General features: G+C 71.7%; 19 protein-coding genes. 10 read left to right on the top strand and 9 right to left on the bottom strand.

Features of this window, described 5'->3' with window-relative positions:
- Positions 1–125 precede the first annotated feature (125 nt).
- Together H566_RS26410 and H566_RS26405 are read left to right on the top strand one after the other, a co-directional pair.
- Complete coding sequence (locus tag H566_RS26410; RefSeq protein ID WP_028312721.1) at positions 126–1463, top strand: ABC transporter substrate-binding protein; 1338 nt, start codon at positions 126–128, stop codon at positions 1461–1463.
- A gap of 103 nt (positions 1464–1566) precedes the next feature.
- The gene (locus H566_RS26405; protein WP_211238122.1) at positions 1567–3114 is read left to right on the top strand and encodes a di-heme oxidoreductase family protein; all 1548 of its coding nucleotides are present in this window, start codon (positions 1567–1569) and stop codon (positions 3112–3114) included.
- Between the two features lie 9 nt (positions 3115–3123).
- Here H566_RS26405 and H566_RS0119235 read toward each other — a convergent pair whose 3' ends face one another.
- A complete protein-coding gene (locus H566_RS0119235) occupies positions 3124–3951 on the bottom strand; it encodes a TOBE domain-containing protein (RefSeq protein ID WP_028312720.1) in 828 nt (275 codons plus the stop codon).
- Between the two features lie 621 nt (positions 3952–4572).
- Positions 4573–5535: a substrate-binding domain-containing protein gene (locus tag H566_RS0119230; RefSeq protein WP_211238121.1), complete on the bottom strand. Its 963-nt coding sequence runs from the start codon at positions 5533–5535 to the stop codon at positions 4573–4575.
- A gap of 114 nt (positions 5536–5649) precedes the next feature.
- On the opposite strand from H566_RS0119230, the gene H566_RS26400 reads away from it, so the two are divergent.
- Positions 5650–7911, top strand: coding sequence for a TonB-dependent receptor (locus tag H566_RS26400; RefSeq protein ID WP_051379011.1), 2262 nt, complete (start codon positions 5650–5652; stop codon positions 7909–7911).
- Positions 7912–7993: 82 nt separating this feature from the next.
- On the opposite strand, the gene H566_RS0119220 is transcribed toward H566_RS26400, so the two are convergent.
- The 5 genes from H566_RS0119220 to H566_RS29525 all read right to left on the bottom strand — a co-directional run bounded on the left by H566_RS0119220 (position 7994) and on the right by H566_RS29525 (position 15609).
- Positions 7994–10000 (bottom strand): hypothetical protein, encoded by a 2007-nt coding sequence (locus H566_RS0119220; protein WP_028312718.1) that lies wholly within the window; start codon positions 9998–10000, stop codon positions 7994–7996.
- The gene (locus tag H566_RS0119215; RefSeq protein WP_028312717.1) at positions 9997–10953 is read right to left on the bottom strand and encodes a hypothetical protein; all 957 of its coding nucleotides are present in this window, start codon (positions 10951–10953) and stop codon (positions 9997–9999) included. The genes H566_RS0119220 and H566_RS0119215 overlap by 4 nt, the downstream gene beginning before the upstream one ends.
- Before the next feature lie 13 nt (positions 10954–10966).
- Complete coding sequence (locus H566_RS0119210) at positions 10967–11770, bottom strand: hypothetical protein (protein WP_028312716.1); 804 nt, start codon at positions 11768–11770, stop codon at positions 10967–10969.
- A gap of 22 nt (positions 11771–11792) precedes the next feature.
- Positions 11793–12491 carry a hypothetical protein gene (locus H566_RS0119205; RefSeq protein WP_028312715.1) on the bottom strand — a complete coding sequence of 233 codons (699 nt, stop codon included), beginning with the start codon at positions 12489–12491 and terminating at the stop codon, positions 11793–11795.
- A 115-nt stretch (positions 12492–12606) separates the two neighbouring features.
- Positions 12607–15609, bottom strand: a complete 3003-nt coding sequence (locus H566_RS29525; protein ID WP_028312714.1) for a TonB-dependent receptor — start codon at positions 15607–15609, stop codon at positions 12607–12609.
- Positions 15610–15970: 361 nt separating this feature from the next.
- On the opposite strand from H566_RS29525, the gene H566_RS0119195 reads away from it, so the two are divergent.
- From H566_RS0119195 to H566_RS0119180, 4 genes are all read left to right on the top strand, one after another.
- The gene (locus H566_RS0119195; protein ID WP_028312713.1) at positions 15971–16366 is read left to right on the top strand and encodes a group III truncated hemoglobin; all 396 of its coding nucleotides are present in this window, start codon (positions 15971–15973) and stop codon (positions 16364–16366) included.
- 227 nt (positions 16367–16593) lie between these two features.
- Positions 16594–16974 (top strand): globin family protein, encoded by a 381-nt coding sequence (locus H566_RS0119190; protein WP_028312712.1) that lies wholly within the window; start codon positions 16594–16596, stop codon positions 16972–16974.
- Positions 16975–17120: 146 nt separating this feature from the next.
- Entirely contained in the window at positions 17121–17366 is a 246-nt protein-coding gene (locus H566_RS30210; RefSeq protein WP_245591409.1) for a NifB/NifX family molybdenum-iron cluster-binding protein, read from the top strand.
- A 10-nt stretch (positions 17367–17376) separates the two neighbouring features.
- Positions 17377–17772, top strand: a complete 396-nt coding sequence (locus H566_RS0119180) for a group III truncated hemoglobin (RefSeq protein WP_034412244.1) — start codon at positions 17377–17379, stop codon at positions 17770–17772.
- Positions 17773–17836: 64 nt separating this feature from the next.
- Here H566_RS0119180 and H566_RS0119175 read toward each other — a convergent pair whose 3' ends face one another.
- Positions 17837–18598: a BON domain-containing protein gene (locus tag H566_RS0119175; RefSeq protein WP_051379010.1), complete on the bottom strand. Its 762-nt coding sequence runs from the start codon at positions 18596–18598 to the stop codon at positions 17837–17839.
- Between the two features lie 236 nt (positions 18599–18834).
- Here H566_RS0119175 and htpG point away from each other — a divergent pair, with 236 nt between their 5' ends.
- A complete protein-coding gene (gene htpG, locus H566_RS0119170; RefSeq protein WP_028312708.1) occupies positions 18835–20733 on the top strand; it encodes a molecular chaperone HtpG in 1899 nt (632 codons plus the stop codon).
- Positions 20734–20903: 170 nt separating this feature from the next.
- Here htpG and H566_RS0119165 read toward each other — a convergent pair whose 3' ends face one another.
- Complete coding sequence (locus H566_RS0119165; protein ID WP_028312707.1) at positions 20904–21449, bottom strand: PEP-CTERM sorting domain-containing protein; 546 nt, start codon at positions 21447–21449, stop codon at positions 20904–20906.
- A 609-nt stretch (positions 21450–22058) separates the two neighbouring features.
- On the opposite strand from H566_RS0119165, the gene H566_RS26395 reads away from it, so the two are divergent.
- Both H566_RS26395 and H566_RS26390 read left to right on the top strand, forming a co-directional pair.
- Entirely contained in the window at positions 22059–22997 is a 939-nt protein-coding gene (locus H566_RS26395) for a diguanylate cyclase domain-containing protein (protein ID WP_245591408.1), read from the top strand.
- 199 nt (positions 22998–23196) lie between these two features.
- The gene (locus H566_RS26390) at positions 23197–24684 is read left to right on the top strand and encodes a tetratricopeptide repeat protein (protein ID WP_051379008.1); all 1488 of its coding nucleotides are present in this window, start codon (positions 23197–23199) and stop codon (positions 24682–24684) included.
- The last annotated feature ends 105 nt before the right edge of the window (positions 24685–24789 follow it).

Below are 24789 nucleotides of genomic sequence, written 5' to 3'. Positions count from 1 at the left end.
TCCAGCGCATGGCCGGCTTCCTGCATCGACTGTCGGAATGCCAGTGCGAACAACCTGTGGAAATATGTATTTGTATATCTCGTACGCTGGCCGAGCCCGATCAGAACCCGCTCCCGAGTGACTCCATGACCTTCCAGACTTCCGATGCCGTCGCGGCCGCCGCCGCGCGCGGCCCGCTGCGCCGGCGCCTGCTCGGCCTGCTGCCGGCCGCGCTCGCGGCGTTCGGTGCGCGGCGCGCCACGGCCGCGCCCGCGCGCACCGTGCGGGTTCTCACCGCCTATCCCGACGAGGTGCTGGCCGCCTTCGAGGCCGGTTTCGAGCAGGCCAACCCGGGCCTGCATGTGCAATGGATCTGGCGCATGCCGCACGACGCGCTGCCCTGGCTCAGCGAGCCGGGCCAGCACGGCGTCGACGTGTACTGGAGCGCCTCGCCGCGCACCTATGCCGCGCTCAAGCAGCGCGGCGCCTTCCGCAAGCTCGGCATCGACGACGCGGCGCTGCCGGCGAGCATCGGCCGCACGCGCATCGCCGATCCCGACGGCTATTTCCGCGCCACCGAGGTCGCCGGCTACGGCTGGGCCTATGACGACGCGGCGCTGCGCCGGCTCGGCGTCGCGGTGCCGCGCGACTGGCCCGAGCTGGCCGACCCGGCGCTCGCCGGCCGCATCGCGCTGCCGATCCCGGCGCGCGTCGGCTTCGCGCCGGTGATGGTCGATCTCGTGCTCCAGGCCTGGGGCTGGGAGCGCGGCTGGGCGCTGTGGAGCGAGATCGCGGGCAATGCGCGGCTGGTCGATCGCGGCGCGACCTTCATCACCGACGAGGTGGGCGAGGGTCGGGCGGCGCTCGGGCTCACGATCGACTTCTTTGCCGCGTCGGCGGTGGCGCGCGGGGCCGGCATCGGCTTCGGCTATCCGCTGCACAACGGCATCAACCCGGGCGCGATCGCGATCACCGCCGGCGCGCCCGATCCGGCGGCGGCCGAGGCCTTCGCGCGCTTCGTGCTGTCGGCCGAGGGCCAGGCCATCCTCGCGCGGCCGGCGATCCGCAAGCTGCCGGTGCGGCCCGAGGTGTACCGCACGGCGGCGGCCGGCAGCTTCAACCCCTTCGCGGCGGCCGAGGCGGGCGGCATGGATTACGACAACGACCTCGGCCGGCCGCGTCTGGGGCTGGTCGCGGCGCTGTTCCAGCACTGGCTGGTCGAGGGGCATGACGAGCTGGTCGCGCTGTGGAGGCGCGTGCATGCGGCCGAGGCGGCGGGCCGCGATGTGGCCGCCGCGCGTGCGGCGCTCGAGACGCCACCGGCCGCCGCCGGCGTGGCCGACGATGCCGCGCTGCGCCGCGCCTTCGAACAGATCGAGGGCGGCGATGCGCACGGGCCGCGGGCGGTCATCGACGGCTGGCGCGACGCGACCCGGGCCGCGCGCGCGAGGGCGGCGGCGCTGGTGGAGGCTGCCGGTGGTTGAGCGCGCGGGTGGGGCGGAACGCGGGCGTGGCGCGGCGCGCGCGGGCAGGGCGGAGCACGCGGGTAGCGCGGGTAGCGCGGGCGGTGCAGGGCAGGCCGGGCCGGTGCGCGGGAAGGCGGCGGGCGCACTGGCGGTCGCGGCGCTGCTGGTCGGCGCCGTGGCGGGGTTCGCGTCGGGCGCCGCGTTCGCGGCCGATGGCGCGGCCAGCGGCCCGTCGGCGGCGCCGCGCGGCGTTTCGGCGGGCTCGGCGGGCTCGGCGGGCTCGGCGGGCGTGGGCGCGATGCCGCCGCCCACGCCCGCCGAGCTGGCCGCCGTCGAGCGCCTGTCGCGCGCGCCGGCCGGCATCGACGAGGATTTGCGCGCGAGCTTCCTGCGCGGCCGCGCGCTGTTCCGGCAGAACTGGGTCATCGCGCCGTCGGACGACCGCGCGAGCGGCCTCGGCCCGCTCTACAACCGCATCTCCTGCGTCGCCTGCCATGCGGGCGCGGGCCGGGGTCGGCCGCCCGAGCGCGCCGACCAGCGCCTGCGCGCGATGCTCGTGCGGCTGTCGCTGCCGGGCGCGGGCGAGCATGGCGCGCCGCGTCCGCATCCGGTGTACGGCGACCAGCTCAACGAGGAAGGCGTGCCCGGCGTGCCGGGCGAGGGCCGCGCGAGCATCGACTGGCAACCGGTGCGCCACCGCCTCGCCGACGGCACGACGGCGGAGCTGCGCCGCCCGCGCGTCCGGCTGACCGAGCCGGGCTACGGGCCGTTCGGGCCGGTGCTCATGTCGCCGCGCATCGGCGCGCCGGTGTTCGGCCTCGGCCTGCTCGACGCCGTGCCCGAGGTCGAGCTGCAAAGGCTTGCAAGCCAGCCGCGCGAGGATGGCGTGCGCGGCCGGCTCAACCGCGTGTGGTCGGTCGAGCGGGGGCGCATGGTGGCCGGACGCTTCGGCTGGAAGGCGAACGCGCCCGATCTGCGCCAGCAGATCGCGGCGGCGGCGAGCGGTGATCTGGGCGTCAGCTCGCCGCTGTTTCCGGCGCGGAACTGCGCGCCTGCCCAGTCCGCCTGCCGCGCCGCGCCCATCGCCGGCCATCCCGAGCTGCCGGCCGCCGATCTCGACGACATGCTGCGCTACCACCTGCTGCTCGCCGCGCCCGCGCGCCGCGATGCCGACGCGCCCGAGGTGCGGCGGGGCGAGCTGCGCTTCGTCGCGGCGGGCTGCGCCGTCTGCCATCGCGCGGTGCTGCCGGTGGATGCACGGGCTTTCATGCTCAGGCTGGGCGTGGCGCCGATGGCGACGGGTGACGGCGTGGCGGCGGGCATGGCAACGGGAAGCACCGGTCTGGCGCCGGGCGGCGCGTCCTTCGCCGTGCCCGAGGTCGCGCGCGCCTTCACCGACCTGCTGCTGCACGACATGGGCGAAGGATTGGCCGACCATCGCCCCGACTTTGGCGCCAGCGGCCGCGACTGGCGCACCGCGCCCCTCTGGGGCATCGGCCTGGCCGACGCGATCGACGCGCCCGCGCGCTATCTGCATGACGGCCGCGCGCGCTCGCCGGAGGAAGCCGTGCTCTGGCACGACGGCGAGGCCCGCGCCGCGCGTTTGCGCTATGAACGGCTGCGGCCAGCCGAGCGCGCCGAGCTGCTCGCCTTCCTGCGCTCGCTCTGAGCGGGCGGCTCAGCCCAGGCGGATCAGCATCACCGTCGGCGCCTTGAACACCGCGCAGGCGCGGCTGCCGAGTTCGAGGCCGAGCGCGCCGAGGCTTTCCTCGGTCAGCACGGCGGTCACGCTGCGGCCGCCGGGCAGGGCCAGCGTCACCTCGCAATCGACCTGGCCCTTGTGGATGTTGGCCACCTCGCCCCAGAGCTGGTTGCGCGCCGTCATGCGCAGGTTCTCGTCGGTGGAAATGAGCACGTTGTTGGCGTTGACCAGCGCCAGCATCTCGACGCCGATCGCGAGGCCCAGCGTCTCGGCCGCCTCGCGCGTGATGACGGCCGCCAGCTCGTTGTCGGCATCGAGCCGCAGCCTTACCTCGAAGCTCACCTCGCCCTCGCGCAGGCCGCTCACCGTGCCGGCGAACTGGTTGCGCGCGCTGGTGCGCAGCGACATGCGCCTGAGCATCATCTGGAAGTCGGCCACCTCGCCGCTGTCGGCGTCGGCGATGCGCTGCCACAGGTGGTCGAGTGCCGTCTGGTACTCGCCCTCCATCGCGCGATAGACGTTGACGAGGCGGCGGCCGTAGTCGGTCAGGTTGGTGCCGCCGCCGTGGCGTCCGCCGACCGAGCGCTCGACCAGCGGCTGCTCGGCGAGGTTGTTCATCGCGTCCACCGCATCCCAGGCCGCCTTGTACGACAGCGGCACCGCGCGCGCCGCCTGGGTGATCGAGCCGTAGCGGTCGATGGCTTCGAGCAGCTTGATGCGGGTGTCGCCGAGGAAGGCGCCGAATTCGGTATCGACGGCAAGCCGGGCGGACGGCTTGTGGCGCAAGGGACGGCGTGAAGGCATGGCGTGTTCTGGAAGAAAGACCCTCCGGAACGGAAGGTTCCGCCGAACGATAGCCGAGCCCGCGCGATGCGCCAAAGCGCGCAACGCCCTTGGCACCGCCCGCCGGCGCAGCTTGCTTCGTTATGTCGTCGCAAACATTACGAAGCCGACAAACTGTCGGGATCGTGACAGTCCGCTCTTGTGCGGTGCGCACGACGCCGGGCCGGCTCGGCGACAGAAAAGCGCTATTTCCTCACGTATATCGAGCGATGGCTTGCCGGTGCCGCGCAGCCGCCGCGTGGCCCGCTTCCTGCTAACCGCTGTATATCGAAGGTAATCGCGAAACTCGCGGTCGCTGACGGTAAGCGCTCCTGGGCTGCGGCCCTGGCTGCCACGTGGTCCGGGCTTGGTCCATGGGGTGGGGAGCGACGGATACCGCCCTCGTGGCATCCCCCAGTGTCCGTCGTGCCTTTGGCAGCCGATGCCGCCGTCCATTGCCGGTGCGTGGCCTCATGGTGGCCGCGTGATCGTGGCGGCCCGTGTCGTTGGCAGCGGCACGGGCCTCTTTTTTTGCCCGCCGGCGCGTGCCGGCGCCTGCCGGCCATGCGCTTGCCGGATCGCCCCGGCACCGGCCGGCCCGCCTCAGGTCGACGACACCGGCAGCGGGTAGAGCAGCGGCAGCCCGTCGCGCGCCGGCAATGCCGCGATGCGCGCCTGCCCGGCCGCCGATACCAGCCAGTCCGCGACCGCCTTCGCCGCCGCGCGCGCCCCGGCATCGGCCGGATGCGCCGGCCCCGGCTCGATCGCCACATAGCTGCGCCGCATCGCCGGATCGCCCTGGAGCAGGATCTTCAGCCCCGCGTCGGGCATGCGGCCGAACAGCACCGGCAGCCGTCCCACCAGCACATAGGCGCCCTGGCGCGCGGCCGAGCGCAGCACCTGCTGGGGCTGCTCGCTGTCGTCGTAGAGCTGCTGGCGCGGACCGGGCCGCAGACCCGCCGCGCGCCACAGCGCCTGGACGATGCCGAAGCCGCCTGGATCGCGGAACAGCAGCATCGGCGCATCGGCGGCACGGATGCGCGCGATCGCCTCGGCACCATCGCGCGCGCCGGCGATGCCGGCCGGGTCGGCCGCCGGGCCGACCAGCACATGCTCGTTCTGCGCCCAGACGCGCGGCGGCAGCGCGAAGCCGCGCGTCGCCAGGCCGAAGGCCTCGTCGCCGCCGTGCATGAGCAGCAGCGTCGCCGCGCCCGAGACGAAGGCGGGCATCACGCCTTCCTTGGGCGCGCTGGCGACGAGCCGCGTGGCGATGCCGGTCGCGGCGCTCGCGGCGTCGGCCAGCGGCGGCCAGAGATCAGCCATCACGAGGCCGCCGACGACGGCCACGGGCAAGGCGGCCGGGGCCGGACCGACCGGGGAGGCGCTGACCGGGGCAGGGCCGGGCAGGCCGGCCGCCGTCGGCGCGAGCGCCGGACCGGCGCCGGCCGGCAGCGCGGTGGCGCTGTCGGCGGCGGCGCGCGCATTGGCGCCGAGCGCCAGCCCGAGGCCGGCGGCGCCGCGCGCGAGCCAGCGGCGACGGGAGGGATCGAAACGGGTCTTGTCCATGGCGAAAGGCAGGGTGGTTGTGTCGGATGGCACGTTGGCTGCAATACGAAGTATCCGCAGCCATATGACGAAGCCGGTCCGCCGCACGGGCCGTGCCAACCCTCCCCAAGACCCATGACGACAACACACAACAAGCTCGCCTTCCCTTTTGCCCCGCGCCGGCTCGCCGGCCGCGTCGCCGCGATCGGCCTCGGGGCCATCGCATTCGCCGCCGGCGCCCAGACCGTCGGGCTGCCGCCCGTCGTGGTCGAGGGCGGCGCCAGGCCGCTGCAATCGGCCGAGGCCGATTCGGCCGGCACCGTCTATGTCGTGACGCCGGCGGCCGTCGACGCCTTCGGGCCGCCGGGCGGCGCCAACCCCTATCGCATGGTCTCGACGCTGCCGTCGGTGCTCGCGGGCGAGATCGACCCCTGGGGCGCGGCCAACATCACCGGCGGCAACAAGGGCCTGCGCGTGCGCGGCCTGAACGCGAGCCACGGCGGCAACGGCAGCGTCGATGGCCTGGTCATCAGCGCGATCAATCCCGGCCCCGGCTATCTCTGGCTGTTCGATGCCGAGAACCTCGCCGGCGTGTCGCTCGCACAGGGGCCGGTCGCGCCCGATCGCGGCGCCATCTTCACGACCACAGGCGCGCTCGACAGCCAGCTGCTCTGGCCCACGGCCGACGCCGGCCTGCGTGCGTCGGTGGCGGCGGGCAGTCACGAGTTCCGCCGCGTCGCGGCGCGGCTCGACAGCGGCGAGCTGTCCACCGGTACGCGGCTGTTCGCGTCGGGCTCGAACGTCACGGCCGACAAGTGGCGCGGCGAGGGCGGCGCGCCCGGCGACCGTACCAACCTGCAATTCGCGCTCGGCCAGCGGCTCGGGCCGGTGGACCTGCGCTTCACCGTGCTGGCCGGCTCGCTGTCGCAGAACCAGTACCGCGCGCTGTCGTGGGCGCAGACGCAGAACCTGTCGGCCAGTCGCGGCTTCGACTTCGACGCGCTGCCCGGCGCCGCGCGCCAGTACTGGTACGGCTTCAACCGCCAGAACTACGACTCCAGCCTGTTCATCGCCGAGGCCGACTGGAAGCTCGGCGCCGACTCGCTGCTCTCGGCCAGGGCTTACGGCTTTCATGAAAAGGGGTCGTCCTTCGACGGCCAGGCCAACGGCATGGTGCGCGAATGGCTGATGGACCACCGCAGCGCCGGCGGCGCGCTCGACTACACGACGCGCCTCGCGGGCACGACGCTCAAGGCCGGCGCCTGGCTCGCCTCGCTCGAGCCGCCCGGCCCGCCCACCGCCTGGAAGATGTACCGCCCGAACGCCGACGGCTCGCTCTCGTTTGCAAGCTGGTCGCTGCTCAACAAGCCCACCGCCAACCACCGCTTCGACGCGGTGTACGCGATGGCCGAACGCCGCTTCGGCCCGGCCGACCTCACGCTCGGCCTGCGCCAGTGGCGCGAGCGCCTTCCGGGCATGGACGCCTACGCCACCACCGGCCTCGGCGATGGCGACACGGCCAGCGCCATCGCCGCCGCCGGCAGCCCGGTCGCGGCGCGCAGCGTGCGCGGTCGCAGCCATTCGCAATCGCTGCCCTTCGTCGCGCTCGCGCTCGACCTCGACCGCGCGACGCAGCTGCGCGCGAGCGCCGGCAAGCTGGTCGGCGCGCCGTCCTTCGACGCCTGGCAGGTCTATCAGAACAACGCCGCCGCCTTCGCCGCCGCCGGTGTGAGCGCGCAAAGCCTGTGGGACGCGAGCCGGCCCGAGACCGCCAACGCCTTCGACCTCGGCCTGCGCTGGCAGGCCGGCGCCTGGAGTGTCGAGCCGACGGTCTATCGCACCAACTTCAGCCACAAGGCGGTGGCCTTCCGCGATCCGCGCGTCAACCTCGCCTACAGCCAGAACGTGGGCGAAGGCCATGCCGACGGCGTGCAGCTCGCGGCGGCCTGGGCGCTGGCGGGCGGCGAGTTCTCGGGCTTTGCGTCGGCCTCGTTCAACCGCGCGGTGTTCGACCAGGACCTGACGACCGCCACCGGCGGCGTGCTGCCGGTGAAGGGCAGGCAGTTTCCGGACACGCCGCGCTGGCTCGCGAGCCTGGGCGGACGCTGGGCGCGCGAGGGCTGGTCGGTCGCGCCGCTCGTGCAGGCGGCCGGCATGCGCTACGGCGACTCGACCCACGCCGAGCCGGTCGGCGGCTACTGGACCGCCGACCTGCAGTTGGCCAAAGCCTGGCGCGTGGACGGCCGGCGCCTCACGGCTTCGGTCACGGTCGGCAACCTGTTCGACCGCCGCTATGTCGGCCTCATCACATCGGGCGACCAGAACGGCAGCGGCGGGTTGAACTACTACCCGGCACCGTCGCGCAGCGCGGTGGCGAAGCTGGCGGTGGAGCTGTAGCCCGGGCGGCGGGGCGAGGCCGCGCCCGGTCGGTCACGTCACGTGCCCGGCGCCCGGCGCGCTGGCGGGGCACAGCCGCCGTTCAGCGCGCCGCCGTCCGCTTCGCCGCGCCGGTCGCGGGCAGCCGCGCCGCGCTCGCGCGCTTGCCCGCGCCCGGCGCCGCTACCTCGAAGCCGCCGTCGAGCAGCAGGCTGCGGTCGCCCGCGAGCCCGAGCGAGGCGTGCTCGCCGAGCCGCGCGGCCGTGAAGCTCACGCGCTGCCGGCCCGCGCCGTCGGGCGCGCTCACGCTCACGCCCGTGCAATCGCCGTCGCAGGCAAAGCTCTCGCCGTCGCGCCGCGTGAAGCTCACGCGCCGGATCGCGCCGCCCGCGCCGGTCTCGACCGTCACCGACTCGACGCTGAAGTTGCCGAGCATCGGATCGCTCACATAGCCGGTTGCGAAATAGCCCGGATTGCCGTCGGCATCGAGATAGCCGCCCTTGAGCGGCATGCCGTCGAGATCGTCGATCGGGCAGAAGGCGGCGGCGTCGGTCTCGTCGCTGTAGCGCGCGGTGATGCGGTCGGCGCCGGTCGGGCAGGTGGCGGGCGTCCAGTCGGTGAAGGCGTCGGCCACGGTGAAGCTCGCGCGCAACCTCACGCTGCTGGCGCCGTCGAGGCCGCCGTCGGCGAGCACGCGCGCGAGCCGGGTGTCGTCGAGCGCGATCGCGCGGTTGCCGCCGGCGTCGGGCGCGCTCACGCTCACGCCGTTGCAATCGCTTGCAAGACAGCGCCAGCGCGCCACGTACTGGAAGGTGGCCGGATCGACGCCGTACACCAGCACCGAGGCGACGCTGGCGTCGTCGTTCACGCCGATCTCGATCCAGGTGAAGTCGGCCGCCGCGCTGTTGAGGAAGGTGTAGAGCTGGCGCTTGCGGCCGCGCGTCTGCGGGTTGGCGGAGTCGGTGCAGTCGGCGGTCACGCTGTTGTCGGCGGCGATCAGGTACCAGCGGTTGTCGTCGCAGGGCAGGGCGGGCAGGTCGATGCCCGGCGCGGCGGCGGCGAGGCTGCCGTCGAGCGTGAGGCGGGCGCCGTCGGCGCCGCGCAGCACGGTGCCGGCAAAGCCGATGCGGCGGCTCAGGTCGCCGGCCGGCGCGCCCACGGTGATGCCGGCGCAGTTGGCGCCGGTGCAGCGCAGCGCCGTGCCGCCGGCGGGCGTGTAGGCGAGGTCGGCCACGGCGTCGCCGCGCAGGCGCAGCACCAGGCTGTCGCCGTTGCCGTTGGTGAAGCTCAGGCGTTGCAGCGTGGCGTTGGCGGGGTCGCGCGCGGTGGTCTTGCTGGCGATGCAGAAATCGTCGGCGCCGTCGGCGGCGGTAAGGCTGATGCGCTCGGCGCGGCAGCGGCGGGCTTCGAGCACGACATCGGCCGTGAGGCCCGCGAGCGTCCTGCCGCGCGCGGCGAGGGCGCTGTCGAAGGCGAGGATGGCGTCCTGCATCGCATCACCGGCGCGCGCCTCGAAGGGGGCGGTGAGCGGATCGGCGGCGGGCAGGGTCAGGCTCCACTTGCGCGCGAGTTCGCGGCGCAGCCAGGCGCTGGCGCTCGCGGCGTCGGTGGCGCTCAGGGTGGCGAGGTCGGGGCCGCCGGTGCCGCCGAGGGCGCTGTACCAGTCCGACGGATCGGTGGCGGCGAGCCGCGCGACGATCAGATGGGTGAAGGGCGTGAGGTTGGCGCGCCCGGCCGCGAAGGCGACCGAGACCACGGGCTGGCCGTCGTCGAGCTGGGTGCGCAGCGCATAGGGCGCCGAGAGGCCCGACAGATCGACCGTGTAGGCATGGCCGCCGAAGCTGTTGCGCGAGGTGCGCGGCGTGCCGCTCGCGCCCTTGACGCTCACATCGGCGACCGGCGCGGCGCTGCCGTCGCTGGCCGTGCCCGCGAGCGCCGGGCGCGGCGTGCTCGTCTGCGCGGGCGCGTCGCCGCCCGAGCCGCCGCAGCCGGCCAGCAGCACGAGCACGCAGCCGAGCAGGCCCGACAGCAAGCGCGCCGCCGCGCCGCGCGGCGAAGCTTGGGCGGCTGGCGCGCGTCGGCCCCGGCCGAAAACCGTGCTTGCCTTCATTCGAACTCCGGAAGCTTGAGCGCGCCGTTGAGCGCGACGGTGGTGGTGCCGGTCATGCCGTCGTCGCGCTGCTCGACCAGTTGGGTGCCGAGAAAGCGCAGCGCGCCGGGCCGGCCGGCGTCGGGCGCGGCGAGGCTGGCGCCGCCGCACAGGCCGGCGCGGCAGCCGTAATGCGTCGCGCCGCTGCGGTAGTCGATGGCGGCGAGCCGGCCGCCCGCGTCGAGCGTGGCGACGAGGGTGCCGCCGTCCAGGCTCGCGAAGCTGAAGCTGCGCTCGCCGTGGTCGCCCAGCTCGATACCGGCGCCGCCGCGCGCGCAGAAGTCGATCAGTCCGCCCCGGCTGGTGTTGACCGACAGGCTGTCGTCGGGCGCGCAGGCGAGGCCGGGGATGGCGCTATCGGCCACGGTGCGAAAGCGCGTGTCGATCGTGATGGCGCGCTGCGGCTGCGCCGGCTTGCCGTCGGGCAGCAGCGCGGCCAGCTGCGTGCCGACCAGCACGATCTCGCGCCGGCCCTTGCCGTCATGCGCACCCAGCGTGATGCCGGCGCAGCCCTCGGCGCGACAGGCCCAGGCGGCGCGACTGCCGTCGAGCAGGCTCACCGCATGCACCGCGTCGCCGAGCACATCCACGCGCAGCGTCCAGTGCGCGCCCTCGCCGACGGGGCCGAGCACATGGCTGCGCAGGCTGCCGTTCTGGCGCGCGGTCGCGGCCGTAAGGCATTGGCGCTGCGTCGCCTTGCCCTCGCGCCAGTCGAGCGCCACCTGCTCGCAGCGCGCGGTCGCGGCCGGTGCGGGCGCGTTGCCCGGCAGCGCGAAATCGAAGCCGGCGCCGCGCGTCGTCGCCTGCGGCAGCACGGCTTCGGGCGCGGCCGGCGGTGGCGCGGGACGCCAGAGCCACCAGCCGGCCGCGAGCGCGGCGACGGCCGCCCAGGTGAGATTGCGCCGGAGCGTCATCGCCGCTCCCCCGTCAGGCGTTGCAGCGATAGCCGGAGGTCAGGATGGCCTGCGGCGGCTGCTCCTCCTCGCCGCCCTGCCACAGCCGCACCGATTGCGACTGCGCCGTCGTCGTGTAGCCGTTGCTGCAGGTCTGGCGCACGAACAGCCAGGGCGACCACGGGCTGCTGTAGGAATAGGGCGGCACGGCGTCCGGATCGTTGGCATTGGTATCGACGCGGAAGTCGATCCAGCCGTTGCTGCGCGTCGGGTTCAGGCCCGAGGGCGAGCCGGTGTATTCGCCCAGGCCCTTGAGCGTGCGGCCCGAGTATTCGAGGTACTTCCTGGCCAGCGCGGTGTCGGCCGACGTGCCGCCGTCCACCGTGCCCATGAAGTAGGCGATGTCGGCGCCCACCGTGCTGCGGATGGCGCGGAAGTAGTCGTTGATCTCGAAGCTCTCGGTCGTGAGCGGGCTCCACACGGCGGTGTTGAGGTTGGCGCGCGTCGCGAGGATGTAGGTGTTGGTCGCGTCGCAGGTCGTGCCCGTGCCCTTGCAGTACACGCGGTCGTACAGCGTGCCGACGGTCACGCTGTTGACGATGATGGGCGCCGAGCGGCTGGCCTTGAGGATGTAGCCCGGCACGGCCGCCGAGCCGGGCAGGCCATCGACCTTGCAGGTGGTGAGGGTGGCCGATTGCGTGGCCGGGCTGCCGGTCTTGGGATTGCAGGTGCTCAGCACCGGCGAGCCGCTGCTGCTGGTCGTGACCCAGTCGGCCTGGGCCGCGCCGTGGATGCCGAAGGCGGCCAGCGCCGCGAGCGTGATGCGGATGATGTTCATTTGATGCCTCCTCGATGCGGGTTCAGTTGGGCTGGTAGCCGGGCAGGTAGAGCTCGGTGCGTTCGGTCTCGGGGTCTTCCACGTCCGAGCTGAGCAGGCGGAAGGCGAAGGGCTTGACCGCATGGCCGGCCGGCGCGCGCGTCAGCACGTAGAGCCAGGGCGATGACGGGCTGCTCGTGCCCTCGGGTTCGGCGGCGTTCACGTCGATGCGGAAATCGACCCAGCCGTTGTCGCGCCCGGGTTGGCGGCCCTCGTACTCGTTGAGGCCGAGGAAGGTGCGGCCGGCGGCGATCAGCGCCTTGCGCGCGGCGGGCCGGTCCTGGCGGTAGGCGATGACGACCGGCTCGTCGGGCAGCACCTGGCGCGCGAGATCGTTGAGGTTGAAGGCGAGACCGCTCAGGTCCCAGGGCTCGGCGTTGAGCTGCACGCGCGTGCCGAACACGTAAGCCGGCCCGAGCCGCCACACGCGGTCGTGCAGCGTGCCGATCGTGACCTCGTTCTTGATGATCGGCGTGCTGCGGCTGGCCACGAGCGTGAAGCCGAGCTGCTCGGGCGTGGCGTCGAGCCGGCAGCGGTCCTCGTGCGCGAGGTTGTCGGGATTGCAGCGCGCGAGCACGCGCTCGCCGCTGGCGCTGAGCGGCACCGGATCGGCCACGGCCATGCCGTGCAGGCCGAGCGCGAGCGCCGTCGCCGCCGCGAGGCGGACGGGGTGGAAGGTCATCGGATGTCTCCTCCGAGGTAGGGTTCGCGTCTGGATGGATGGCGCGCGGTCGGTTGCCGCGCTGCTGCCGGAACGCAGCCGGTAGGGCCCGTTCCGCCGGGTGCCTCGCCCGGGCTCAGTCGGCATCGAAGCGATGGCTCAGGCCGACGAAGATCGATCTCGGCGCGCCGGGCGCGACCATGCTCGCGTTGGCCCATTCGCTCGAGTTGTAGTTCCAGCCGCTCGCGCCGCGCGCGCCCGTGGCGCCGCTCGTGAACGGATTGATGCCGAGCCGGCCCGCGCTGTAGTAGCGCGTGTCGAAGAGGTTGCCGATCTGCATGAACAGCGTGGTGGCGCGCGTCAGGCGCCAGCTCGCGTCGGCGTTGAACACCGCGTAGCCGCCCACATGGCCAGGATTGTTGAAGGGCCGGCCCTGGGCCACGGCCACCTGCTGCAGGCCGGTGTCGGGATCGCAGTTGCCGGTGCTGCACAGGTAGATGCCGGTTTCCTGGTCGCTGCCGCCGGTGGCGTGCTGGTTGTTCTCGTTGCCGCGCAGGTAGGCCAGCGAGCGGGCGATCATCCCGAGGCCGAGGCGCAGTTCGTTGGTGGCCTGCCAGCCGAGGTTGAGCGTGAGGTTGTGCGCCGGGATGCCGGGCAGCCGCGCGCCCGGATCGACCCGCGTCATGCGGTAGGTGCCGTAGCCGCGGTTGGCGCCGGCGTTGGTGCCGGGCAGGGTGTCCTGGCCCGGCACGTCGCTGCCGCCGCGCGAGTTCTGGTCGAAGTCGGCGCTGCTGTTGTGCGGGCTGGCCATGTAGAAGCCCGACTGGAAGGTCGCGTCCACGAAGGCGTAGCCGAGCTTGATGTCGAAGGCGCCGTAGCGGCCCTTGAGGCCTAGCTCCAGCCCCTGGCGGCGCGTCTTGCCGATGGTGTCGAAATAGCTGCGGCCGTCGGCCACGCCGACGAAGTAGATGTCGTTGCGCAGGTCGGTGCGATAGACGCTCGCGTTCCATTCCCAGTGCTCGTCGAGCGCGCCGCGCAGGCCCAGCTCGCCCGAGAGCGAGCGGATCTGCGGCAGCCAGGGGTCGCCCGACAGCGTGGTGGGCAGCGAGCAGGTCGGGCCGCGAAGGCTGCGCGCGGTCGTGCCCCAGGCCGGCACGTCGGGGTTGACCGGCACCGGCGTCGAATCGAAGGCGCAGCCGAGCTCGATGACCGACGGCACGCGCGCGCCCTGGCTCAGGTTGCCGAACACGTTCATGTCCGGGCGCGGCAGCCAGTTGAAGCCGATGGCCGGGTTGATCGAGCGGTAGGTTAGGTCGTCGGTGGTGACGGTCTGGGCGCGATCGCTCAGGTCGAGCTGGCTGACTTGCGGCTCGCTCGGGCAGGAGGCCGGGTCGCTCGTGGGGCAGAGGATGCGGGTGGGCGGCGTGTTGCGGTTGCGCAGCTCGTGCAGCGCGAGGCCGTTGGCATTGGTGGGCGTGCGCACCGTGGTCTGCACCCGGCTGTGGTTGGCGCGCGCCGCGAAGGTGAAGTGCAGGTTGTCGCGCGCCGACCAGGTCTCGCTGAAGTACAGGCTCGCGGTGCGCGAATGGCCGTCGAAGTCGTTGCCGACCACCTCGCTCTGGGCCGCGCGGTACATCGGGTCGATCTGGTCGGGCGCGGCGTACACGTTGTGGTTGGCGTCGATGAGGCCGAGCTGCTGGCTCATGCGGTAGTCGGCGCGGCTGCGGTCGAGTGCGGCGCCGATCATGAAGCGGTGGCGGTCGAGGTTCCAGTTGCCCTGCACGGCGGCGCCGTCGCTCATCTGCCGCAGCGCGGTGCGCGTGAGCAGGCCGATCGGCGTGCCCGCCGCGACGCCCGAGCCGCCCACGACCGCGCCGCCATAGCCGGTCGCCGAGCCGCCGTTGCGCGGCTTGCCCGAATCCGGCCCCGGCGCGAGCCCGAGATCGACGCAGCCCGAGCCGCGCGGCCCGTTGAGCGGCGCCTGGCCGTCGGCCGCGCCGTCGCCGTTGGCATCGACGTACTGGCACACCGGCAGCCCGCTGGTGTTGGGCACGACTCGGTCGGGCACCACGTCGCGGTCGGCGCTCATGTCGCTGAAGCCTTCGTAGATGTCGCCGGTCACGCCGGTGCGGCGGCTGTCGCGGCGGTAGATCTGCGCGGTGATGCTGCGGCTGTCGTCGAGGTCGAGCTGGCCGGCGAGCGAGAGCTGGGTCGCCTGGTTGCGCGCCTCGTCGGGCGAGGTGAACACGGCCGACCAGTCCTCGCGCGCCATTTCCATCGGCACCAGGCCGTTGCCGACAAGCCGGTTGCTCGCGTGCAGCAGGCTCGCGGTCAGGCTGGCCTCGTCGCCGCGCCAGTCGCCGCGCCCGAACACCTGGCGCACGCGCGACGGCGAGTTGCTGCGCCAGCCGTCCTCGTCGAACACGTTGGCCGCCGCGAAGCCGGCGAACCGGCCGTCATTGCCGCCGATGCTGCCCTTGAGCTGGCGCCGCCCCCACGACCCGCCCAGCACTTCCACCTCGCCGCCGGTGGAGCTGAAGCCGTTGCGGCTGCGCATCGACAGCGCGCCGCCCAGGGTGTTGAGACCGAACAGCGGGTTCGAGCCCGGAAACAGGTCGAAGCGCTCCAGCGCGTTCATCGGGATCAGATCCCAGTTCACCACGTCGCCGAAGGGCTCGTTCACGCGCACGCCGTCGAAGAACACCGACAGCCCCTGGGCCGTGCCGACCTGCGGACTGGCGGTGAAGCCCCGGTAGTTGAGATCGAGCTGGAAGGGGTTGCCCGCGTAGTCGTTGACGCTGACCGACTGGAAGTTGCGCTGCATGTAGCTCGCGAGGTCGGTCGCATGCGACTCGGCGAGGTCGGCGCGCGTCGCGCCCTGCACGTTGCCGGGGATGCGGTCGCGGTCGAGCGCGAGGCCGGGCATGGGGCCGATGTCCTGCAGGCGCTTGCCGCGCACGGTCACGCGGCCGAGGCTGGCCGGGCTGTCGTCGGTGTCGGCCGGCGCGGCGGTCCCGGATGCGGGCGCGGCGGCCCGGTCGGGCGGGGCTTCGGCGCCCGTCGCCGTGCCGGGGCCGAAGCCGGCCAGCAGCGCGAGCACGAGCACCGGCGCATGCGGCGTCGGCATGTCCTTCGTCATTGGTCTCCCCAGCCCGATGTGGCGCGCCGATGGCGCCCCGGTGGGCGGGCGCCGCGCGGCCGGCATTGCGCGGCGGTGTCCGCTGCGTTGCCGGCGTGTTGTCGGCGCGCAAGTTAGGGACAAGCGGCGCGAAAGACTCGGGAGTTCTTCCTGAGCTGCCCGGGACTTCTTCCCGACCTTGCGGCCGGCGTTCACGGCGGGGCGGACGGCGGACGCGACGCGGCGACATGACGCGGCGGATGGCTAGCGGACCGGGCGGTACGCGCTGGCGCGAGCGCCGCCGGATGGCGTGGCGCAAACCTTGCTGCCGCCGGGGGCTTGCCCGCTTCCTCCGACAAACCCGCCAAACGAAAGGCCAGCCATGGACATCCAGCGCCCCGACGTGACCGAGGAACAGATCGATCGCATGGTCCGGCTCTTCTACAGTCGCGCCCGCGAGGACGCCGAGCTGGGTCCGGTTTTCGCCGCCCATGTGGACGACTGGGAGCATCACTTCCAGATCGTGCAGAACTTCTGGTCGCAAGGCCTGCTCGGTACCGGCCGCTACAAGGGCAGCCCGTACAGCGTGCATCTCAACCTCGGCATCAAGATCGAGCATTTCGCGCGCTGGCTGGAGCTGTTCCGCGCTGCCGCCGCCGAAACCCTGCCGCCCGACGCCGCGAAGATGGCCATCAGCCGCGCCGAGCACATGAGCAAGAGCTTCAAGGTCGGGCTGTTCCCGCTGGAGACGCTGCCGGGCATGCCGCATGCCGTCTGAGTCGGGCGCCTGAACCGGCTGCGGTACCGCCGCGTCCTGCGGCTGCGGCACGGCGGCGTCGCGCGGCCGGCGGCCGGCGGCCGGCGCGCCAGCGGTGGGAGCCATCTTTTTGCAAGCGCTTGCGCCTGCGCAAATGACGCGGCGCTTTCAAGGGTCGGACCGGGTGTCGTCTGACACGCGGCCTGCCGTATAACTCGCGCTCGCCCAACTGAACGGAGGATCGACCGATGCCACTCGACGAACCGATGCTCAGCGACGCCCAGATCGCTACCGTCGTGCGCAGCTTCTACGCCCGCGCCCGCACCGATGCCAAGGTCGGCTTTGCGTACGACCATATGGTTGATGACTGGGAGGCACGCTTTCGCGCGGTCCAGCAGTTCTGGTCCTGCGCGCTGTGCAACGGCACGCAGCAGGCCTGCGGGCTGGACCAGAAGGACCTTCCGTTTGATGCAAGCCAGTTCGACCACTGGTGCAATCTGTTCTGTCAGGCCACCCTTGACGTCCTTCGTGGCGATGCGGCGCGCCGGACGGTGAAACAGGCTGAACGCATCGCATCCTTCTATCGCAACGGCTCGTTTCCCGTCCCCGAGGCCGTGACGACCCATTAGTCCTTCTCATGCTCATCGCGATCGCGACCCGGGATTTCGAAACCGTTTCCGGCCATGCCGGCCAAGCCCGTGAGTGGCTGCTTTATGACTGCACTCCGGGGCAAGCCCTTCCCGACCCGTCCCGGGTCACGCTCCAGAAGGAGCAGGTGTTCCACCACTTCAAGGACGAAGGCCCGCATCCGCTTGACGGCATCGAGGTGGCCATCGTCGGCAGCGCGGGCGACGGCTTCGTCCGCCATCTGAACAAGCGCGGCGCCCAGGTGCTGCAGACCGGCGAGACCTCGCCGGCCGCCGCGCTCGAAAAGGTGCTGTCGGGCGATGCGCTGCCCGACACCCGCTTCGACATCACGACCACGCTCTGCAAGCTGCGCGACCTGTTCTCGCGGCATTGAGGAGCGCGCCATGACCGAACAGCTTTCGCTGGTGGAGGCGGCGCGCGCCGCCCGCGTGACCGAGGCCCAGCTCGAAGCCCTCGTGCGCGACTTCTACGACCGTGCGCGCACCGAGCCGGTGCTCGGGCCGATCTTTGCCGACCTCATCCACGACTTCGAGGCGCATGTGGTGCACATGACCGATTTCTGGTCGCGCCTCGTGCTCGGCACCGACCGCTACCACCGCTGCGTGGTGAGCCCGCACATGGGCGGGCGCTTCGCGCCCGAGCATTTCGACCGCTGGCTCGCGGTGTTGGAGCAGTCGGCCGTGGCCGTGCTCGGCGAGCATGCCGAACTGGTGATCGACCCGGCGCAGCAGATGACCCACGGCTTCAAGCGGGCGCTGACGCCGCCGCCGGCGCTCTGAGCCGGCATTCGTCACCGCGAGGGCCGGCGGCCGGTGCCTGCCGGCCGCGCGTCGTCGAGCCGGCTCAGCCAATCGCCACCAGCCGGCAGTCCACCTCGCGTACGCCGTCCACCATCCAGGCGTCGCATTCGGCGCGGCGCGCGTCGGCTTCGGTCGGTACCTGGCCGGCGAGGCGCACCGCGCCGTCATGCGCGCTGACGGCGATCGTGTCGGCCGGCAGCAGCGGGTCGGTTTCGAGCACGAGCTTGAGCGCCTCGGCCAGCTCGGCATCGTTGTCGACCTCGGGCGGATCGACGGCCAGTTCGTTCACCACGTCGCGCGCGAGTCCGCTCCACCAGGCGAGTGCCGTGGCCAGCCGTTTGTGCGACAGGCTGATCACGCGCCCGCGCAGCGTCACCACGCCGTCTGCCGAGCCGATGTCGATCTCGCCGCTCGGATAGTCGGCCTCGGCGGCGATGGCGGGCGTCTCGCGCAAGGGCGTGCGGGTGCCGCCGTTCACGAGCGTGAGCGCGCAGTTGCGGAAGTCGATGTTTTCCTCGAAGGCGCGCGCGACGCGGTTGGCGGTCGGGCCGTCGCCGGGCCAGTCGGGCACGACCACGCGCAACTGGTCGATGGCGCCGATGTCGGCAAGGGCGATCGCGGCCCGCCTGCGCCGCGCCAGATCGGGCAGTTCGCCATGCGCGACGGCATGGCCGTGCTCGGTGGTGAAGCGCAGACCGGCGCGGTCGGGATCGATGCCGGTGGCGCGGCCCAGCGCGGCCTTGGCGCGGATGAGCTGGCTCGCGGCGGCGGCATCGGCGCGCGGATCGAAGGGCGTGGCTCCCATGGTCGGTTTCTCCTCGGCTGCGGGCGCGTGGCGGGATGCGCGCGCCCCGTCGGCCATGCTTGGCCGGCCGGCGCATTCAGGCGGTGAGCGCAGGTAACCGGACACCTCTTGAAACGCAGGCGCCGGGCCCGATGTAGGCCAGCGCCGCGACGCGCCGCACCGGCGCGCGTCGCCTGCCCCGTTCACGCCCGCGCGGCCCTCGCCGCCGCCGGCCCGCAAGCTCAGGAGAACCGCCCATGTCCGAAGTGCAAGACCGCTCCGCCAAGGAAACCCTCGGCTTCCAGACCGAGGTGAAGCAGCTGCTTCACCTGATGATCCACTCGCTCTACTCGAACAAGGAGATCTTCCTGCGCGAGCTGGTGAGCAATGCGAGCGACGCCTGCGACAAGCTCAAGTTCGAGGGCCTGCACAAGCCCGAGCTGTACGGCAACGACCCGACGCTGGGCATCACGGTCGCCTTCGACAAGGCCGCGCGCACCATCACCATCAGCGACAACGGCATCGGCATGACGCGCGAGGACGCCATCGCGCACCTCGGCACGATCGCCAAGTCGGGTACCAAGGAGTTCTTCGGCAAGCTGTCGGGCGACCAGCAGAAGGACGCGGCGCTGATCGGCCAGTTCGGCGTCGGCTTCTATTCGAGCTTCATCGTCGCCGACAAGGTCACGGTCGAGACGCGCCACGCCGGCTCGGCCGAGGGCGTGCGCTGGGAAAGCGACGCCGGCGGCGAATACACGATCGAGGCGATCGACAAGCCCACGCGCGGCACCGACGTGATCCTGCATCTGCGCGAGGGCGAGGACGACTTCCTCAGCCGCTGGCGCCTCAAGTCGATCATCAGCAAGTACTCCGACCACATCTCCCTGCCCATCCGCATGAAGAAGGAGGAATGGGATTCGGAGAAGAACGAGTACGTGACGCGCGACGAGGAAGAGACCGTCAACCAGGCCTCGGCGCTCTGGACGCGCTCGAAGGGCGATATCACCGACGAGCAGTACAAGGAATTCTTCAAGCACATCGCCCACGAGTACGACGACCCGCTCGCCTGGAGCCATGCGCGCGTCGAGGGCCGCAGCGAATACACCCAGCTGCTCTTCCTGCCCGCCAAGGCGCCGTTCGACCTGTGGGACCGCAACAAGAAGGCCGGCATCAAGCTGTACGTGAAGCGCGTGTTCATCATGGACGACGCCGAGCAGCTCATGCCCACCTACCTGCGCTTCGTGAAGGGCATCGTCGATTCGGCCGACCTGCCGCTCAACGTGAGCCGCGAAATCCTCCAGGAGAGCCGCGACGTCAAGGCGATCCGCGAGGGCTGCACGAAGAAGGTGCTCGGCATGATCGAGGACCTGGCCGACAACCGCGCCGATGACTTCGCGAAGTTCTGGGCCGAGTTCGGGCAGGTGCTCAAGGAAGGCATCGGCGAGGACAGCGCCAACAAGGAGCGCCTGACCAAGCTGCTGCGCTTCGCGTCCACCCGCAATGCCGACGCGACGCAGAACGTCTCGCTCGCCGCCTATGTCGAGGCGATGAAGGAAGGCCAGGACAAGATCTATTACGCGACCGGCGAGACCTGGGCCCAGGCCAAGTCGAGCCCGCATCTTGAGGTCTTCCGCAAGAAGGGCGTCGAGGTGCTGCTGCTGACCGACCGCGTCGATGAATGGATGCTGAGCTTCCTGAGCGAGTTTGACGGCAAGGAACTCGTGAGCGTCGCCAAGGGCGGCCTCGACCTCGGCGCGATGCAGGACGAGGAAGAGAAGAAGCAGGCCGAGGCGGTCGAGACCGATTACAAGCTCGTGCTCGAAAAGATGAAGGGCGTGCTCAAGGAGCGCGCGAAGGACGTGCGCGTGACCTTCCGCCTGACCGATTCGCCGAGCTGCCTGGTGGCGGACGAGGGCGAGATGTCGGCCACGCTGCAACGCCTGCTCAAGCAGGCCGGCCAGCCGGCGCCCGACAGCAAGCCGATTCTCGAGATCAATCCCGAGCATCCGCTCGTGAAGAAGCTCAAGGACGAGGAACTGCGCTTCGGCGACTGGTCGCAGACGCTGTTCGACATGGCGGTGCTGGCCGAGGGCGGTCAGCTTGAGGAGCCGGCCGCCTTCGTGCGGCGCGTGAACGAACTGCTGATCGCGCGCTGACGGCGGCGCGCCGAGGCGGTCGCATCGCGCCGGCACCGCTGGCGGGGCGCCGCCGCGAGCGGGGTGTTCGATTGGCATCCGCCGCAACATGGCCGGTACTCCCGGCGAGCGCCCAGCAAAAAGCCCGGCCGAGGCCGGGCTTTTTTCATGCCGGTGAGGAGACCGGATGATTACGCGCGCTTGCGGCGGCGGGCCATGAAGCCGGCGGCGCCGAAGCCCAGGACCGCCAGGCTGGCCATGTCGGCTTCCGGCACGGCCGTGGCGGCCGCGGCAGCGGAAATGACGTAGTTGAACGACTTAGTCGAGTTGGCCACGCGCACGTAGTAGGTGCCCTTGGACACATCTTCCGACAGCGACGCTCCCGACCTGATCAGGCTGCCCGTCGAGCTGAGCAGCGAGAAGGTCGTGGCCACGGTCGTCGAGTTGTTCGGCTTGTAGCCCTGGATCGAGGCCGTCAGCAGCGTGTCGATGCCGAGGACGATGCGGTAGTAGTCGGCCGACGTGGTGCCGCGCGACAGCGTGGTGTGCGAACCATTGATGAGGATGGTGTTGCCACCCCAGAGCGTGCCGACGTATTCGGCGGTCGCCCGGGTGTCGTTGCTGCCGGCGTAGCCTTCGTCGAAGGACTCGCGTTCGAAATAGGTGCGCGTGGCGGCACTGGCGCTCGCCGTGAAGGCGAGGCCGAGCAGTGCTGCGAGCAGCAGTTTGGATTTCATGAAAGCTCCTGATTGGCTGGCATAGAAGGTCGACCCGCGCCGCCAGCCGAATTGCACGGACCGGACTTCCGCGGGAACGGAATTCGCCCGAATCTTCTGCCGCACTGCGCAATGAGCCGGATGTGGGAGTTCACGCTTTTGTTTCGCCAGCCGGAATCGGGGTCGAATGCCGCACATATCGAGAATTCGCCCAATTGAATGCCGCTTTCTGTCCACGGTCGGGATTGACGCAGTGCGCCAAGCGCGCCCGGCACCTCGATGCCAATCATGCGCGCGGGCTATATGTCGCCTCGCGCGGTGAAAGCCAGGAAAGTCGCCGGATGAATTGCCAATTACCGCCGGGGGAATAGGAGCTATTCGCAGCATCTCCGCGCTGTCGGGCTGGATTCTTTTCGCGGGGCTTTCTTTCTGGTTTCGGGCAAATACGGTCAATGGCAATTGAGCGTGAAATAACGCACAGGCCGAAATCACTGGACGCGGCCTGATCCGGTGCCAATTCAGGCGGTTGCCGATTTCAGCCAGTGGACCCGCCGACCGTTAAGAGGCTGGTAGCCCGCCAGACGGGCGCTTCCGACCGGTCCCGACATGACGCTTGCCTGCAGCATTCCGATGACCGTCCTGGTCGTCGATGACCAGACCGCCACCCGCGCCGCCTTGCGCGCCCAGCTCATGCAGATGGGCCATCGCGTGCTCGAAGCCGAGGGCGCCGACGATGCCCTGCGCCAGTTCCACCGACGCCGCCCCGATCTCGTGCTGCTCGACGTCGAGATGCCCGGGCATGACGGGCTGTGGATCGCGCGCGAGATGCGTTCGCTCGAACCCGACGGCTGGACGCCGATCATCTTCCTGTCGGCGCGCCGGCACGACATCGATCTCTGGCAGGGCATCGCGGCCGGTGGCGACGACTATCTCGTCAAGCCCGCCTCGCCGATGGTGCTGGCCGCCAAGCTGCGCGTGATGGAGCGGCTCACGCTCATGCGTCGCCGCCTGGTCGAGATGTCGGAGACCGATCCGCTCACCAGTCTGCGCAACCGGCGCGCCTTCGATCTGCGCCTCGCGCAGGAGATCGCCTCCGCGCGCCGCGAGCGCAGTCCGATCACGCTGGTGCTGTGCGATGTCGACTGCTTCAAGAACTACAACGACGCGCTCGGCCACCAGGCCGGCGATCGCTGCCTGAAGGCGATCGGCGCGATGCTCAACCTGGCCTGCCGCCGACCGCGCGATGTGGCGGCGCGCTACGGCGGCGAGGAATTCGCGCTGATCCTGCCCGGCACGCCGCGCGACGGCGCGGCCGCCTTCGCGCTCAAGTTGGAGCAGATGGTGCAGCTCGCCGGGCTGCCGCATCCGCGCTCGGTGGTGGCGAACACGGTCACGCTGTCGGGCGGGATGGTGAGCTGCATCCCGGACGAGACGGTCAACGCCTCGCGCCTGATCGCCGCCGCCGACGAGGCGCTGTACGCGGCCAAGGCCCAGGGCCGCGACCGCTTCGTGAGCATCGAACTGGAGCGTCGCCCGAAGCCGGCGCCTCGGGAGGTCTGCATTCTCTGAAGGGCGCCGCGTGCGTGGCTGGCGAGCCGCGAGTCGCGCGCTGCCCGCCGCGCGATGAGGCCTTCCGGCAGCATCGGGCGGTGTGCGGGAAGTCACGCTCCGAACCGGCCTTCTGCCAGCGGAAACACCGTGTTTTGACGCCTTTTCGCCGGCCGACCGGCGCCTAGCATCGCTTCGTCCCCACACGAAAGCCGGTGCCATGCCCCGTTCTCCCGCCACGCCCGCCAGCGACGATCCCGCCCGGCTCGTCAGCGCCGCGAACGCCTGCGCCGACAGCCGACCGGCCGAGGCCGAGCGCCTGTATGCCCGCGCGCTGGTGCGCGCGCCGTCGGATGTCGAGGCGCTCGTCGGTCATGCGCGGGTCTGTCTCCAGCTCGGCAAGCTCGCCGAGGCCATGGGCAGTCTCGAAGCCGCGCTCGCCCGCGCGCCCGAGGAGCCGCGCGCCAACCTCCTGTTCGGCAAGCTCGCGCTGCGGCTGCGCGAACCGGCGCTTGCCGTCCAGCATTTCCAGCGCCTGCTGCATGCCCAGCCCGACAGCGAGGCCGGGCGCGCCGCGCTCGCGCATGCGTTCGCCGCCCAGGGCCGGGCCGAGGAGGCGTTGCGGCTGGTGGGCGGGCTGATCGAACTCAATCCGCATTCCGAGCTGGCCTGGCTGACGGCCGGCATCGTCCAGGAGCAGCTGCGCCGCGACGAGGGCGCGGCCGAGGCCTACGAGGCGGCGCTGGAAGTGGCGCCGCGCTCGCCGGCGGCGCGCTATCACCGCGCCTTCCTGCGCCTGCGCGCGGGCGACTTCGCTGCCGGCTGGCGTGACTACGAGGCGCGTTTCGACGCGGGCTTCGTGCCGCGTGCGCCGTCGCAGGCGCCGCAATGGGATGGCCAGGATTCGGGTCATCTGGTGGTGTTCGCGGAACAGGGCTTCGGCGACGCGATCCAGTTCGCGCGCTTCGTGCCGATGGCGGCGGCGCGCGTGAAGCGACTGACCCTGGTCGCGCCGGCGCCGCTGGTCGACCTGTTCGCGCGCAGCCTGGGCGTGACGGTGATCGCCGCCGGCGCCGGCCTGCCGCGCCACGACAGCCACATCAGCCTCATGAGCCTGCCGCATGCGCTCGCGCTCGGCGCTTCCTGCGTGAGCTGGAGCGGCCCGTATCTGCATGCGCCGGCGAGCCTGCCCGCCAGCCTCGCGCTGCCGCGCAACGAGGGCCGGCGCCGCGTCGGACTGGTGTGGGCGACTTCGCCCGCGCATCCGACCGAGGCCACGCCCTACACGCGCCGCTCCTGCCTGCTGCGCGACCTCGCGCCGCTGCTCGACCGCGCCGACATCGACTGGTTCAGCCTCCAGATCGGGCCGGCCGCGCGCGAGATCGAGACGGCCGACTGGCAGTCGCGCATCACCGACCTGAGCCCGAGGCTCGGCAGCTTCGACGCGACGGCGGCGGTCGTGGCGCAGCTCGACGCGGTGGTGTCGGTGGACACGGCGGTCGCGCATCTCGCGGGCGCGCTCGGCCGGCCCCTGCATCTGCTGCTGCCGCATGCGGCCAACTGGCAATGGCAACGCGGCGAGCAGACGAGCTGGTATCCGGGCGCGGCGCTGCACCGGCAGTTCCATCCGGGCGACTGGACAGGCGCGGTGGCGAGCGTGGGTGTCGCCCTGCGCGAGGCCGTGGTGGCGGCACCGGCGCCGGTCTGAGGCCGACGGGCCGGACCCGGCCCGAAGCGCCGCGCCGTTTCAACCCGCGGAACAAAATTCGTGGTGTAACTTTACTACACGATTCTTTATAATCGCCGGCACGCC

Origin of the sequence: Derxia gummosa DSM 723 (genome assembly GCF_000482785.1) — a bacterium.
In the GTDB taxonomy this organism is placed as follows: domain Bacteria; phylum Pseudomonadota; class Gammaproteobacteria; order Burkholderiales; family Burkholderiaceae_E; genus Derxia; species Derxia gummosa.
Note: the sequence above shows the minus strand (reverse complement) of the source record. Positions and strands in the feature narration are given on the sequence as shown.

Excerpts from the sequence above, each read along its gene's own strand:
- H566_RS26410 (WP_028312721.1), top strand. The coding sequence starts at position 126 with ATGACCTTCCAGACTTCCGATGCCGTCGCGGCCGCCGCCGCGCGCGGC.
- H566_RS0119235 (WP_028312720.1), bottom strand. The coding sequence starts at position 3,951 with ATGCCTTCACGCCGTCCCTTGCGCCACAAGCCGTCCGCCCGGCTTGCC.
- H566_RS0119230 (WP_211238121.1), bottom strand. The coding sequence starts at position 5,535 with ATGGACAAGACCCGTTTCGATCCCTCCCGTCGCCGCTGGCTCGCGCGC.
- H566_RS26400 (WP_051379011.1), top strand. The coding sequence starts at position 5,650 with ATGACGACAACACACAACAAGCTCGCCTTCCCTTTTGCCCCGCGCCGG.
- H566_RS0119220 (WP_028312718.1), bottom strand. The coding sequence starts at position 10,000 with ATGAAGGCAAGCACGGTTTTCGGCCGGGGCCGACGCGCGCCAGCCGCC.
- H566_RS0119215 (WP_028312717.1), bottom strand. The coding sequence starts at position 10,953 with ATGACGCTCCGGCGCAATCTCACCTGGGCGGCCGTCGCCGCGCTCGCG.
- H566_RS0119210 (WP_028312716.1), bottom strand. The coding sequence starts at position 11,770 with ATGAACATCATCCGCATCACGCTCGCGGCGCTGGCCGCCTTCGGCATC.
- H566_RS0119205 (WP_028312715.1), bottom strand. The coding sequence starts at position 12,491 with ATGACCTTCCACCCCGTCCGCCTCGCGGCGGCGACGGCGCTCGCGCTC.
- H566_RS29525 (WP_028312714.1), bottom strand. The coding sequence starts at position 15,609 with ATGACGAAGGACATGCCGACGCCGCATGCGCCGGTGCTCGTGCTCGCG.
- H566_RS0119195 (WP_028312713.1), top strand. The coding sequence starts at position 15,971 with ATGGACATCCAGCGCCCCGACGTGACCGAGGAACAGATCGATCGCATG.
- H566_RS0119190 (WP_028312712.1), top strand. The coding sequence starts at position 16,594 with ATGCCACTCGACGAACCGATGCTCAGCGACGCCCAGATCGCTACCGTC.
- H566_RS0119180 (WP_034412244.1), top strand. The coding sequence starts at position 17,377 with ATGACCGAACAGCTTTCGCTGGTGGAGGCGGCGCGCGCCGCCCGCGTG.
- H566_RS0119175 (WP_051379010.1), bottom strand. The coding sequence starts at position 18,598 with ATGGGAGCCACGCCCTTCGATCCGCGCGCCGATGCCGCCGCCGCGAGC.
- htpG (WP_028312708.1), top strand. The coding sequence starts at position 18,835 with ATGTCCGAAGTGCAAGACCGCTCCGCCAAGGAAACCCTCGGCTTCCAG.
- H566_RS0119165 (WP_028312707.1), bottom strand. The coding sequence starts at position 21,449 with ATGAAATCCAAACTGCTGCTCGCAGCACTGCTCGGCCTCGCCTTCACG.
- H566_RS26395 (WP_245591408.1), top strand. The coding sequence starts at position 22,059 with ATGACCGTCCTGGTCGTCGATGACCAGACCGCCACCCGCGCCGCCTTG.
- H566_RS26390 (WP_051379008.1), top strand. The coding sequence starts at position 23,197 with ATGCCCCGTTCTCCCGCCACGCCCGCCAGCGACGATCCCGCCCGGCTC.